This window comes from Gelidimonas diazotrophica (genome assembly GCF_055694025.1).
This window is the reverse complement of the sequence record NZ_CM146349.1, coordinates 291,285-304,072: the sequence shown is the minus strand read 5'-3', so window position 1 is coordinate 304,072 and position 12,788 is coordinate 291,285. Positions and strand designations below refer to the sequence as shown.

Annotated in this window: 11 protein-coding genes; 1 reads left to right on the top strand and 10 read right to left on the bottom strand. The window is 52.4% G+C overall.

What is annotated here, in order from left to right; translation table 11 throughout:
* Nucleotides 1–59: 59 nt before the first annotated feature.
* The 10 genes from KGFNPO_RS01470 to KGFNPO_RS01425 all read right to left on the bottom strand — a co-directional run bounded on the left by KGFNPO_RS01470 (nucleotide 60) and on the right by KGFNPO_RS01425 (nucleotide 9,391).
* Entirely contained in the window at nucleotides 60–1,163 is a 1,104-nt protein-coding gene (locus tag KGFNPO_RS01470; protein ID WP_472634538.1) for a DegT/DnrJ/EryC1/StrS family aminotransferase, read from the bottom strand.
* A gap of 10 nt (nucleotides 1,164–1,173) precedes the next feature.
* On the bottom strand, nucleotides 1,174–1,599 hold the full coding sequence (locus KGFNPO_RS01465) for a sugar 3,4-ketoisomerase (RefSeq protein ID WP_472632765.1): 426 nt from the start codon (nucleotides 1,597–1,599) through the stop codon (nucleotides 1,174–1,176).
* Between the two features lie 6 nt (nucleotides 1,600–1,605).
* Nucleotides 1,606–2,583, bottom strand: a complete 978-nt coding sequence (locus KGFNPO_RS01460; RefSeq protein WP_472632764.1) for a hypothetical protein — start codon at nucleotides 2,581–2,583, stop codon at nucleotides 1,606–1,608.
* Between the two features lie 7 nt (nucleotides 2,584–2,590).
* Complete coding sequence (locus KGFNPO_RS01455) at nucleotides 2,591–3,064, bottom strand: GNAT family N-acetyltransferase (protein WP_472632763.1); 474 nt, start codon at nucleotides 3,062–3,064, stop codon at nucleotides 2,591–2,593.
* Nucleotides 3,065–3,614: 550 nt separating this feature from the next.
* Nucleotides 3,615–4,487 (bottom strand): dTDP-4-dehydrorhamnose reductase, encoded by an 873-nt coding sequence (rfbD, locus tag KGFNPO_RS01450; protein WP_472632762.1) that lies wholly within the window; start codon nucleotides 4,485–4,487, stop codon nucleotides 3,615–3,617.
* A 203-nt stretch (nucleotides 4,488–4,690) separates the two neighbouring features.
* Nucleotides 4,691–5,236 carry a dTDP-4-dehydrorhamnose 3,5-epimerase gene (rfbC, locus tag KGFNPO_RS01445; RefSeq protein ID WP_472632761.1) on the bottom strand — a complete coding sequence of 182 codons (546 nt, stop codon included), beginning with the start codon at nucleotides 5,234–5,236 and terminating at the stop codon, nucleotides 4,691–4,693.
* Nucleotides 5,237–5,388: 152 nt separating this feature from the next.
* A complete protein-coding gene (rfbA, locus tag KGFNPO_RS01440) occupies nucleotides 5,389–6,276 on the bottom strand; it encodes a glucose-1-phosphate thymidylyltransferase RfbA (RefSeq protein ID WP_472632760.1) in 888 nt (295 codons plus the stop codon).
* Nucleotides 6,277–6,396: 120 nt separating this feature from the next.
* Nucleotides 6,397–7,464 carry a dTDP-glucose 4,6-dehydratase gene (gene rfbB, locus KGFNPO_RS01435; protein ID WP_472632759.1) on the bottom strand — a complete coding sequence of 356 codons (1,068 nt, stop codon included), beginning with the start codon at nucleotides 7,462–7,464 and terminating at the stop codon, nucleotides 6,397–6,399.
* A 168-nt stretch (nucleotides 7,465–7,632) separates the two neighbouring features.
* Nucleotides 7,633–8,127: a single-stranded DNA-binding protein gene (gene ssb / locus KGFNPO_RS01430; protein WP_472632758.1), complete on the bottom strand. Its 495-nt coding sequence runs from the start codon at nucleotides 8,125–8,127 to the stop codon at nucleotides 7,633–7,635.
* 46 nt (nucleotides 8,128–8,173) lie between these two features.
* The gene (locus KGFNPO_RS01425) at nucleotides 8,174–9,391 is read right to left on the bottom strand and encodes an MFS transporter (RefSeq protein WP_472632757.1); all 1,218 of its coding nucleotides are present in this window, start codon (nucleotides 9,389–9,391) and stop codon (nucleotides 8,174–8,176) included.
* 544 nt (nucleotides 9,392–9,935) lie between these two features.
* Between KGFNPO_RS01425 and uvrA the strand changes: the two genes are divergently transcribed.
* Complete coding sequence (uvrA, locus tag KGFNPO_RS01420) at nucleotides 9,936–12,788, top strand: excinuclease ABC subunit UvrA (RefSeq protein WP_472632756.1); 2,853 nt, start codon at nucleotides 9,936–9,938, stop codon at nucleotides 12,786–12,788.

Below are 12,788 nucleotides of genomic sequence, written 5' to 3'. Positions count from 1 at the left end.
ATAAGGTGAGCAGCGCGCTAAATAGCGTGACAGTTAATAGTTTCCTCACGCCAGCTTATTCATACGAGGCTGGCTTTTACCGCTTCAATCACCTGCTGCGCGTCACGCTCCAACATCGTGGGCCCCATCGGGAGGCTCAATACTTGCTGATGAATGCGTTCAGCAATCGGGAAATCGCCCAGCTTGTACCCTAACGCGACGTAAGCCGGTTGAAGATGCGGCGGGACCGGATAATGGATCATCGTACCAATGCCAAGCTCTGCCAATGATTTTTGCAATATATCGCGCTTATCGGTGCGTATCACATATAGGTGCCAGACCGGATTGGCCCAAGCAGGCACTTGTGGCAAAGTGATCCCGCTTATGTCGGCAAGCTTTTCCGAATACATATCCGCAATTTTTGCACGCTTTGCGTTGCCACCATCCAGCGCAGGAAGTTTGACACGCAGCAACGCAGCTTGCAGCTCATCCAGGCGTGAATTGAACCCGATAACTTCGTTGTGGTACTTGACGCTGGAACCATAGTTTCGGAAAACGCGAATCGCATTGGCCAACTTAGCATCGCTCGTGGTAACGGCCCCTCCATCACCTACAGCACCGAGATTCTTGCCAGGATAAAAGCTGAACGCTGCTGCATCTCCCAGACTGCCCACGCGTCGCCCCTTGTAGAGCGCACCGTGTGCTTGAGCCGCATCTTCAATCACTTTCAAACCATGGCGGTGCGCGACTTCATTGATCGTGTCCATATCAGCCGGTTGACCATAAAGGTGCACCGCGATAATCGCCTTGGTTCTGGGCGTAATAGCTGCTTCGATCTTCAACGGATCGATATTGTAGGTCCGCTCATCTGGCTCAACCGGAACAGGAACGGCGCCACAATGCGAGGCAGCAAGCCACGTCGCGATATAAGTATTGCTAGGTACTATTACTTCATCGTCTGGTCCGATACCGTATGCCTTCAGAATCAGGAAAATAGCGTCGAGGCCATTCGCAACACCGATAGTATGTTCAGCTTCGCAATAACTCGAAAATTCCTGCTCGAATGCTTCTACCTCTTTTCCTAAAACATACCAGCCAGAGTTTAAAACGCGATGAAATGCATTTTCAAGTTCGGCGGCTTGTTCTAAATTAGACGCTTTTAAATCAAGAAATGGAATATGCATATAAATTAATTTAATAAGTTCTGCTATTTTTGGCATGAGCAATGGCTACAAATTCATCATAATCATGATAGTAGTCTGCTTGATCATATACAGTTGAAGCCAAGACAAGGCATACACCGCCAGACGAAAAGTTCTCCACTTCACGCCACATCATTTTTGGAATATATAAGCCATGATAAGAGCGGTTTAAATGAATTTTTTTTCTCTCAAATCCGTCATCAATGATCACATCGAAGCTGCCCGACATTGCGATAATGACTTGCTGAAGCTCCTTATGACCATGACCAGCTCGCGATGAACCACCCGGCACGTCATATAGATAATAAACACGCTTGATGTCGAATGGAATGTGTATACCGCCTTCAATCACCGATAGGTTTCCTCGCGGGTCAGTGTATTTCGGCAAATCAATAATTTTGCAATCATTTATACTCACAATATATCATCCTTCCATTTCCGCAAGATTCACCTGATAGTAGTCATGAATGATTGCACCTAACCCAAATCCAGCTTTAAAATCAAACAATCCCTCATTCGCCACTAAGCCATTATTTTCCGTACTAGCACCAAACGAAAAATATCTTCTTCCTTCAACTTCAGCTTTCCTCAACAAATACTCCAATAACATATCTACAGCGAAGATATCACGCCCATGTTTTGTTGAAGCAATATATTGAGTATGAAGACCTCGTTTATCATAATCAAATATCCATGTTCCGGCGCAAATCATTCCTTCTCTGTCATATACCAACCAGAGTGATATGTGATCGTGGAACATTTGACTAAGTTTAATCATTTCATCATAAGAATGAACAGGGTCTGTCCCGTATCGCTCTTTTAAATTTTGTGCCAGCATAGAATGGAAAAGAAGATACGCTTCTTCGCTAGTTTCAAGCTTAACTATACCCTCACTCTTAGCTGCTTTATTAACAGACCACTTGCGCCCCTTGCTTAAAGATCTTTTGCCAGTTAGCGCAATAACATTCCAAAGATCACGCCGACATAGTACAGCCTTTAACCTCCACAACACGTATTGATCAATACATGAAAGATCATTATGAAAATGTGTAGGTGTTGTCTTATATATCAACTCAGTAAAACCCTGCTCTCGATACCACTTAGCAATTGCACATAGCATTTCAGCCACCTGTGCAACTCCTTTTCTACCACGGTATAAAAGTCCGCCATAAGTTATGCCGGGATGGCTAATTACGCGTCGATTATTTGCAGGATCAACTGCAGCGGGAAATAGTCCAAGCACATCTCCTTTTTCATCAAGGAGTATCAACGAGACATCTTGAAAGCGAGTTCCGTGATAGGACAAAAATTTTCTAGTGTGTAGAAATGTCCCGGTTAATGATTTTTCACAGACATCATCCCACCGTTTTTCATCTAATGTGCTGTACGTAATTATTTGCATAATCTGACTAAAGTTCCAATATCATATGAACAGTATTCGTAGCTTCTTGGCGCTCCAAAAAACCAAATTTCTTATATAATGAAATTGCTCTGGAATTCCCTATCCAAACTTGCAATGATAGCCACTTCAAGTCTCGCTCTTTTGCAATATTAATTAAACGCTGTAGTATCTCACTGCCAATCCCTCTTCCCCAAAATAATTTCTCTCCAATATAACCCCAATATTCACCACCGTCCAATGTAATATTTTTCAGACCACATACACCTATTGGCCTACCATCGACATTAATCCCCCAAATCAAATAATCTTTTTTCTTCGAAAGTGATGCGAACCACTCATGTTGAGTCTTTTTGTCAAAATCCGGTGTCATCGTTAATTCTTTTAATTCCTCATCACACAACCAATGCCATGAGTAGTCTAAAAAATTCGCATCGTATTCAACTAATTGAATTCTATTTGCCGAAATTTTTTCATAATACATATTATGTATTCACATCCTATTTTCGTTTTTTAGAAGTATCGTATAAAATAATTCATTTACATTTATTTTATTGGTTAAGAGCTATTCCCATGAAAAAATATCATAGGACCGCATTAATTTATGTATTTTTAATGGATGTATATAATATTTTTCGCGTTTAGCGTCACGCTTAACTCCAAACATAATGTGTATTAATGACAGCTAATTACGGCATTTTATCTTGGAATAACATCAATGCACTTTGCCAGGCCGGCAAAGCGCAAAATGTGCTAATCAATCTATTAATCGACATAACAGATTAAGCTGTCTGCTAGGCCTTAGTATAGCCAAAAACATAATATTTTCCACACAATTTTATTGGCTCTGAAATAAATACATCCTGCCAGTATTCTGAATAACACAAGCCGTCACAGTTTATTTTGTAGAAGAAGAAGAAGAAGAAGAAGAAGAACGGTTCGCGATAGCGTCCTGGGAACTGTTCGTGCTTATCGGACACACCTACAATTTATACGTTCATTGATGCTTTGCGTTTGGCCCCATTTTTATCATTTCAGTTCTGGCATAGCCTTAAAGCATTTTCCCAAGCTGGCAATCCACAGAACGTATTCATCAGCCGTTCGCATGACAGGCTTGAATATGTCGGCCGTCTAGCCGGCAATGGATATTCCTGGGTCGCAATCGGCGTAAGAAGCGGTTTCTTGGCAATTGCTGCATTTTCCAGTATGGCCTGTGTGAATCCGTACCAAGTCGTTTGCCCTTGCGCGGTCAGATTATAAATGCCTGAGCGTTGTTGCCACCATTCCCGAGCATCTTGCGCACTTTTGGCAAGGGCTACGATGTGGGCAGTAGTGTCGGCGATGGTGCGGCACCATGTGGGTGCGCCGTGCTGGTCGGCGACGATGCGCAGTTCTTCGCGCTCTTGGGCTAGTCGCAGAATGGTGCGCAGGAAGTTGTTGCCGCGCATGCCGTATACCCAACTGGTGCGCAGGATCAGGTGCGGGATGCCTGCGGCCTGGATCGCTTGCTCGCCTGCCAGTTTGGTGGCGCCATAGACGTTGATTGGACAGGTTGGATCATCTTCAGTGTAAGGCGTGGTTTTGGTGCCGTCGAAGACGTAGTCGGTGCTGTAGTGAATTATCGCTGCGCCGAGCTTTTTGGCTTCTTCTGCCATCACCCCGGGCGCTTCGCCGTTGATGCGCATCGCTAAGTCGGGCTCGCTTTCGGCCTTGTCCACTGCGGTGTAGGCGGCGGGGTTGATGATCAGGTTGGGCTTGATTTGGCGGATGACGTCGCGCACCTGGGCCAGGTTGGCGAGGTCCATCTGGCTGCGGTCGAGCGCGATGATTTCGCCTAGACCTTGCAGGCTGCGCTCCAGTTCGTAGCCGACTTGGCCGGTTTTACCTGTTAATAGGATGCGGGTCATAAAGTGTATTTTAGTTGTGTGGCGAGGCATACGAGGGAGGTGATTATACCTGCCTGAACTAAGCGATTTGTGCCAATACTGTCGAAATGGCACATTTTTTGGAGCGTGCTTGGGCGCGTCCAATGGCTGCAGTCTGGCGACTGCTTTCGCGCCCGGGTGCGCTCCTACCGGGCGCGTGGGGATTTAGGCGGTGCGCGGGCTTCTCATGCGAAGACATCGGCCTCGGCAAGCAATTTACCTACTTTGTCTTTGCCGGACAGCAACGGTTCCGCATCTATCGGCCATTGAATGCCGATGGCTGGGTCAGCCCAGAGGATGCTGCGTTCGAATTCCGGGGCCCAGTAATCGGTGGTTTTGTACAGGAATTCTGCCGATGCGCTGGTGACGACGAAGCCGTGGGCGAAGCCTTCCGGTATCCATAACTGGCGCTGGTTGTCGGCGGTGAGCGTGACGCCGACCCATTGGCCGAAGGTGGGCGAGCTTTTGCGGATATCTACAGCGACATCGAACACTGCACCGGCAATTACGCGCACCAGTTTGCCTTGCGGCTGCTGGATCTGGTAATGCAGCCCGCGCAGCACATTTTTGGCGGATTTGGAGTGGTTGTCCTGCACGAAATTGGTCTTGACGCCAGTCAATTCAGTAAAGCGACGTTCATTGAAGCTTTCATAAAAAAAGCCGCGGTCGTCGCCAAAAACTTTGGGTTCGATGATGAGCAGGTCCGGGATGGCGGTGGTCTGAATTTGCATGGTGTTTATTCGGTGGGTGTTTTTGTGAGCAAGCTGCGTTTCTGTATATAGTTTAGATACAGCAATATGTATTTTTTATGTCGCTTTATTTATGTGCGGGAAAGTGCCATTTTAATATGATACTCCCCCACTTATACACAACATCTGCATACTCAAAATATCTTGTCGTTCAACAGGCGCAGCAGGTACTGACCGTAGCCGTTCTTTTTGAGCGGTTGCGCCAGACTTTCGAGTTGCGCGGCGTCGATATAACCTTTGCGGTAAGCGATTTCTTCCGGGCAGGCGACTTTCAGTCCCTGGCGATTTTCGATGGTGGCGATGAATTGGCCTGCTTCCAGCAAGGATTCATGGGTGCCGGTATCGAGCCAGGCCATGCCGCGCCCCATCAATTCGACATTGAGCTGATTGCGCTCCAGATAGACGCGGTTGACGTCGGTGATTTCCAGTTCGCCCCGGGCCGATGGCTGGATGTTGGCGGCGATGTCGCACACCTGGCTGTCGTAGAAATACAAACCGGTCACCGCGTAATTGGACTTCGGCGTGATCGGCTTTTCTTCAATGCTGACGGCGCGGCGTTGCGCATCGAATTCAACCACGCCATAACGCTCCGGGTCCTGCACATGGTAGGCAAAGACGGTTGCGCCAGCCGTTTGCTCGGAAGCCGCGCACAGCTTTGCATCAAGCTCATGGCCGTAATAAATGTTGTCACCCAGAATCAGCGCCGAAGGACCGTCGCCGACGAATTCGCGCCCGATGATGAATGCTTGCGCCAGCCCGTCCGGCGTCGGTTGCACCGCGTAACTCAGGTTGATGCCCCACTGACTGCCATCGCCCAGCAACTCCTGAAAACGCGGCGTGTCTTGCGGGGTGGAGATGATCAGAATCTCGCGCATGCCTGCCAGCATCAGTGTGGTCAGCGGGTAATAAATCATCGGCTTGTCGTACACCGGCAGCAATTGCTTGGAAACCGACATCGTGACCGGATATAAACGGGTGCCGGAGCCGCCGGCCAGGATGATGCCTTTGCGTTTAAGTTTCATATTAATGAGTATGTTAAAAATTACTACTGTTTATATGCGGGAACTATCTACGGTGGATGGGTGAAACCCATCGCATTGTGCGGTCGATCATGATGGGTTTCACCCATCCGACAAGTTACATCAGCCGTATTGTTTTTCCACCCATTTCAGGTAATCGCCGGATTGCACGTCGCGCACCCATTCCTGATGGTCCAGATACCACTGTACGGTTTTGCGGATGCCGGTCTCGAAGGTTTCGGCCGGTTTCCATCCCAGTTCGCGCTCGATCTTGCCCGCGTCGATGGCGTAGCGGCGGTCGTGGCCGGGACGATCCGTGACGGTGGTGATCTGGTCGCGATAAGTATTCGATCCATCCTTGCGATCGGCTTTCGGATCAAGCACATCGAGGATGTCGCACAAAGTGTGCACTACATCGAGATTGGCCATTTCATTCCAGCCGCCGATATTATAGGTTTCGCCCAGCCGGCCTGCTGCCAGCACGCGGCGGATCGCGGCGCAGTGGTCGCTCACATAGAGCCAGTCGCGCACTTGCTGGCCGTCGCCATAAATCGGCAGCGCTTTGCCGGCTCTGGCATTGGTGATGATCAGCGGGATCAGTTTTTCCGGGAAATGATACGGGCCGTAGTTGTTGGAGCAATTGGTGGTCAGCGTCGGCAAGCCGTAAGTATGGTGATAAGCGCGCACCAGATGGTCGGATGCGGCTTTGGAAGCAGAATACGGGCTGTTGGGCGCGTAAGCGGTGGTTTCGGTAAATGGCGCATCGTCCGGGCCGAGCGTGCCGTACACCTCGTCGGTGGACACGTGCAGGAAGCGGAACGCGGATTTGTCCGCCTCCGGCAAGCCGCCCCAGTAAGCGCGCACCGCTTCTAGCAGGCTAAAAGTACCGTTGACGTTGGTTTCGATAAAGGCAGCCGGGCCGAGGATCGAGCGGTCGACATGGCTTTCCGCCGCAAAGTGCAGCACCGCGCGCGGCCGGTGCGTGGCAAGCAGGCTGGACACCAGCGCCGTATCGCCGATGTCGCCTTTGACAAACACATGGCGCGGATCATCGCGCAGGCTGGCAAGGTTGTTCAGGTTGCCGGCGTAGGTCAGCTTGTCGAGATTGATGACCGGCTCATCGCTTTGCGCCAGCCAGTCGAGTACGAAATTTGCGCCGATGAAGCCGGCGCCACCAGTGACTAATATCATGTAATGCTCCTTGATCCCAACACGCTACTTTAGCGCAGCGCACCATTTTAAGCGAAAGTGCGCTCTGTTCCAGGCAGAAATAGCGCAGGTCTCTACCCATTCAGATATTAAAAACGCAGCCTTTTCAGGGGCTGCGTCGAATTTTTTTACAAACCAAAATAAGTATTTTCAGAACGGAATATCGTCATCCATGTCGGAGAAGTTCGATGCCGGCCGCGCGGCTGGAGCCTGTGGCCGCGACTGCTGTTGTTGCGGGCTATTTTGACGTTGCTGCGGGGCCGGTGCGCTGTTGTAGCCGCCGTCATCCATGCCGGCGCTGCCACTGCCCTGACGGCTGCCCAGCATTTGCATGGTGTCGGCACGGATGTCGGTCGCGTATTTTTCAATGCCATCCTTGTCGGTATATTTTCGCGTTTTCAGGCTGCCTTCTATATACACTTGCGAACCCTTTTTCAGGTATTGCCCCATGATTTCAGCCAACTTGCCGAAAGCGGTGATCCGATGCCATTCGGTGGCTTCTTTCTTTTCACCAGTGGCTTTATCTTTCCAGCTGTCGGTGGTGGCCACGGCAATGGTAGCGATGGCGTCACCGCTGGGCATGTAGCGCATTTCCGGATCGCGGCCCAAATTGCCGACGATGATGACTTTATTGACTGAGGCCATGTGATTCTCCTGATTTTCTGTGGTGTTTGGTACTGGACGTTTGGTACTAGACGGCCGCAACCTGAGGTTTACTGCGGCGCGGTAAATTCTGCATATTGAATGCGATTATAAGCCAGCCTACCGTCAACACTGCACCGAGGATGAAGACCGAATTCGGCCCGGCATACTGTTTCAGCCAGCCGCCCAATGCCCCGCCGCAAAACAGCCCGAGCGCCTGCAAGGTGTTGTACACACCCAGCGCCGCGCCTTTGGCAGCCGGCGGCGCAATGCGCGACACCAGCGACGGCAGGCTGGCTTCCATGATGTTAAAGGCGACAAAGAAGGCGAATAACAGCGCGATCAATGCCATCGGCTGGGTCAGAAATTGCCACATCCCGAGTTGCACGCACAGCAGCAGCGCAATCGCGCCGACAAACACTTGCTTCATCTTGCCCTGTTTTTCACCGATGAAGATCGGCGGCAGCATCACGATGAAGGAGGCCAGCACCACCGGCAAATAGATTTTCCAGTGTTCGGCTACCGGCAAGTTGGCATACTTCACCAGCGCCGGCGGCACCACGACGAACATCGCCATCTGCATCAGATGCAATGCAAACACGCCGTAATTGAGGCGCATCAGTTCACTGTTGCGCAACACGGCCGAAAACGGCACGCGCGCAGCAGGCAGCGCTGGCGCGGCGGGCACCAGATACAAGACCACCAGAATTCCCAGCACCGACAAGATGCCGGTCAACGCAAAAATTCCGCCCATGCCGACAACCTTGTACAACAGCGGCGCAGCCACCAGCGAAAAGGCAAAGGTCAGGCCGATCGAGCCGCCCACCATCGCCATGGCCTTGGTGCGGTGTTCTTCGCGGGTCGAGTCGGCGATGAAAGCAGTCACGGCGGCTGAAATCGCGCCGGCGCCCTGGATCGCCCGGCCAATAATCATCCATAGCATGTTGTCGGCGGCAGCGGCGATGAAGGAGCCGATCGCAAACAGGATCAGGCCGATGATGATGACGGGCTTGCGGCCGTATTTGTCGGAGGCAGCGCCGAACGGAATTTGCCCGAACGACTGGGTCAGGCCGTAAATCCCCATCGCCAGACCGATCAGGAAAGCGCTGTCGCCGCCGGGCAAGGTTTTGGCATGAATCGCAAAAACCGGCAAAATCAGGAACAGGCCCAACATGCGCAAAGCGAAAATAGATGCCAGCGAAGTAGTGGACTTGATTTCAGCGCGCGTCATGGCGGCTGGCAAGGTGTGACTGGTATTTGCAGACATGTGCAGTAGTGACGATATGGGAGAAGAAGCGGGTTTTACAGCGGATTTTAAAAGAAGCTATAGTATCAGGTTGATTGTCCGGCCTGCTTGCGAAGGCCGAATTTGCCGCTTTAAAAATACCAACGGATGTTACGCATCTTCATCATGGTGAAGAACAATGTCCACGAAAAACACGAAAGGCACGAAAAGTAAGACAGGGCGGTGAACCCCGCGCTTTTCGTACGATCAAACTGTGTGGGTTTCATCCACTTTACTACTAGCTAGTAGTATATTTAACTAACGCATATAAACTATGCGGAGAATGCCATAAAAATGACGATACTCCTTATTTTCACGAAAATTGTCGGATTGTGAGTCTGGTTCGTATCTTTCGTGGACAATGCGTGTGTTGCGCCAGCAGCGCATGATATCCAGTACCCAATACAAGTTCAGCCGCAGATGACCCTGCGAGAACTGACGCCGGTTACACTTCGCGCTTGAATCCGCCTCGTTTTATTCTTCACCATAAGCCCAAGAACCAAAAAACCACCGCAGAAAGTTGTACATGGACCAAATCCGCATTCGGGGTGCGCGCACGCACAACCTCAAAAACATCAATCTGGACTTGCCGCGCAACAAATTGGTCGTCATTACCGGCCTGTCCGGCTCCGGCAAATCGTCGCTGGCGTTCGACACGCTGTATGCGGAAGGACAACGCCGTTATGTCGAATCGCTGTCGTCCTACGCGCGCCAGTTCCTGCAATTGATGGAAAAGCCGGATGTGGATTTGATCGAAGGTTTGTCGCCGGCAATTTCCATCGAGCAGAAAGCAACGTCGCACAACCCGCGCTCAACGGTCGGCACCGTCACCGAAATCCACGATTATCTGCGCCTGTTGTACGCCCGCGTCGGCACGCCCTACTGCCCGGATCATCCGGAAACTGCGCTGGCCGCGCAATCGGTGTCGCAAATGGTCGATGCGGTGCTGGCGATGCCGGAAGACACCAAGTTGATGATCCTGGCGCCGGTGGTGGCCAACCGCAAGGGCGAGCATCTCGATTTGTTCGAGCAAATGCAGGCCCAGGGTTTTGTGCGTTTCCGGGTCCAAAGCGGCACCGGCGAGGCCAAAATCTATGAAATCGACGATTTGCCGAAGCTGAAAAAAACTGAAAAACATACGATCGACGTGGTGGTTGACCGCGTCAAGGTCAAGGAAGACATCAAGCAGCGGCTGGCGGAATCGTTCGAGACTTCGCTGCGACTGGCCAACGGCCGCGCCATCGCGATGGAAATGGACAGCGCTGCCGAACAAGTATTTTCCAGCAAATTCGCCTGCCAGCACTGCGGCTATTCGCTGCAAGAACTGGAACCGCGCCTGTTTTCGTTCAACAATCCGATGGGCGCTTGCCCGGAGTGCGACGGCCTCGGCCATATCGAGTTTTTCGATCCCAAACGCATCGTCGCCTTCCCGAATCTGTCGCTGGCCTCCGGCGCGGTCAAAGGCTGGGACCGGCGCAATCAGTTCTACTTCCAGATGCTGACCAGCTTGGCCGATTATTACGGCTTCGACCTCGATACGCCGTTCGAGCAATTGACCCACGAAGCGCAGCAGATGGTGCTGTACGGCTCCGGCAAGGACAAGATTCCGTTCGCCTATCTGAACGAACGCGGCAAGACTGTGATCCGCGATCACACTTTCGAAGGCGTGGTCACCAATTTGCAACGGCGCTACCGCGAAACCGATTCGATGGCGGTCAAGGAAGAGTTAGCCAAATTCATCAATGAGAAGCAATGCCCGTCTTGCCACGGCGCGCGGTTGCGGGTCGAAGCGCGCTTCGTCAAAGTCGGTAGCGGCGCGCAGGAACGGGCGATCTATGAGGTTGCCGGCATGCCATTGCGCACCACGCTGGCATTTTTCGAGCAACTCGAATTGCACGGCGCAAAAAAGGAAATCGCCGACCGGGTAGTCAAGGAAATCATCTCACGCCTGACTTTCCTGAATAACGTCGGGCTCGATTACCTGTCGCTCGACCGCAGCGCCGATACTTTATCCGGCGGCGAAGCGCAGCGCATCCGGTTGGCTTCGCAAATCGGCTCCGGCCTGACCGGCGTGATGTACGTGCTGGATGAACCGTCGATTGGCTTGCACCAGCGCGACAACGACCGCCTGATCGACACCCTGCGCCACCTGCGCGACATCGGCAACAGCGTGCTGGTGGTCGAGCACGACGAAGACGCGATTCGGACCGCCGATTGGGTGGTCGACATGGGCATCGGCGCCGGCGTACACGGCGGCGAAGTGATTGCCCAAGGCACGCTGGCCGACATTCTGAAAAGCGAAACATCGCTGACCGCAAAATATCTGAACGGCACGCTGGAAATCGCCACCCCAGCCAAGCGCACCGCCGTCAACCTGGACAAGCAATTCATCATCTCGGGCGCGGCCGGCAACAACCTGAAAAACGTCACACTAAATTTGCCGGTGGGCCTGCTGACCTGCGTTACCGGCGTCTCCGGCTCGGGCAAATCGACACTGGTCAACGACACGCTGTATCTGGCTGCTGCACGGCATTTGTACGGCGCGCACGCGGAACCGGCCGCGCACGAATCAATTGCGGGGCTGGAACATTTCGACAAGGTAATCTCGGTCGATCAAGCCCCGATCGGACGCACGCCGCGCTCCAATCCGGCCACTTACACCGGCCTGTTTACGCCGATCCGCGACCTGTTCTCGACCGTGAATATGGCCAAGGAACGCGGCTATTCGGCCGGACGGTTTTCGTTCAACGTCAAGGGCGGGCGCTGCGAAGCATGCCAGGGCGACGGCGTGATCAAAGTCGAGATGCACTTTTTACCCGACGTCTACGTGCCGTGCGACGTCTGCCACGGCAAGCGCTACAACCGCGAAACGCTGGAAGTGCAATACAAGGGCAAGAACATCACCGAAGTGCTGGACATGACGGTGGAAACCGCGCACGAATTCTTCAAGCCGGTGCCGGTCATCGCCCGCAAGCTGCACACGCTGCTCGATGTCGGCCTCGGCTACATCCGGCTCGGCCAGAGCGCGACCACGCTGTCCGGCGGCGAAGCGCAACGGGTCAAACTGTCGCTGGAACTGTCGAAACGCGACACCGGCCGCACGCTGTATATCCTGGACGAGCCGACCACCGGCCTGCACTTCCACGACATCGACTTGCTGCTGAAAGTGATCCACCGCCTGCGCGACCAGGGCAATACCATCGTCGTCATCGAGCACAACCTGGACGTCATCAAAACCGCCGATTGGCTGATCGATCTGGGCCCGGAAGGCGGCGCCGGCGGCGGCCAGATTATTGCAACCGGCACCCCGGAACAAGTGGCGGCCAATCCGGCCAGCGTCACCGGGCAATATTTAGCGCCGTTATTGCAAAAGAAATAG

Excerpts from the sequence above, each read along its gene's own strand:
- KGFNPO_RS01470 (WP_472634538.1), bottom strand. The coding sequence starts at position 1,163 with ATGCATATTCCATTTCTTGATTTAAAAGCGTCTAATTTAGAACAAGCC.
- KGFNPO_RS01460 (WP_472632764.1), bottom strand. The coding sequence starts at position 2,583 with ATGCAAATAATTACGTACAGCACATTAGATGAAAAACGGTGGGATGAT.
- KGFNPO_RS01455 (WP_472632763.1), bottom strand. The coding sequence starts at position 3,064 with ATGTATTATGAAAAAATTTCGGCAAATAGAATTCAATTAGTTGAATAC.
- rfbD (WP_472632762.1), bottom strand. The coding sequence starts at position 4,487 with ATGACCCGCATCCTATTAACAGGTAAAACCGGCCAAGTCGGCTACGAA.
- rfbC (WP_472632761.1), bottom strand. The coding sequence starts at position 5,236 with ATGCAAATTCAGACCACCGCCATCCCGGACCTGCTCATCATCGAACCC.
- rfbA (WP_472632760.1), bottom strand. The coding sequence starts at position 6,276 with ATGAAACTTAAACGCAAAGGCATCATCCTGGCCGGCGGCTCCGGCACC.
- rfbB (WP_472632759.1), bottom strand. The coding sequence starts at position 7,464 with ATGATATTAGTCACTGGTGGCGCCGGCTTCATCGGCGCAAATTTCGTA.
- ssb (WP_472632758.1), bottom strand. The coding sequence starts at position 8,127 with ATGGCCTCAGTCAATAAAGTCATCATCGTCGGCAATTTGGGCCGCGAT.
- KGFNPO_RS01425 (WP_472632757.1), bottom strand. The coding sequence starts at position 9,391 with ATGTCTGCAAATACCAGTCACACCTTGCCAGCCGCCATGACGCGCGCT.
- uvrA (WP_472632756.1), top strand. The coding sequence starts at position 9,936 with ATGGACCAAATCCGCATTCGGGGTGCGCGCACGCACAACCTCAAAAAC.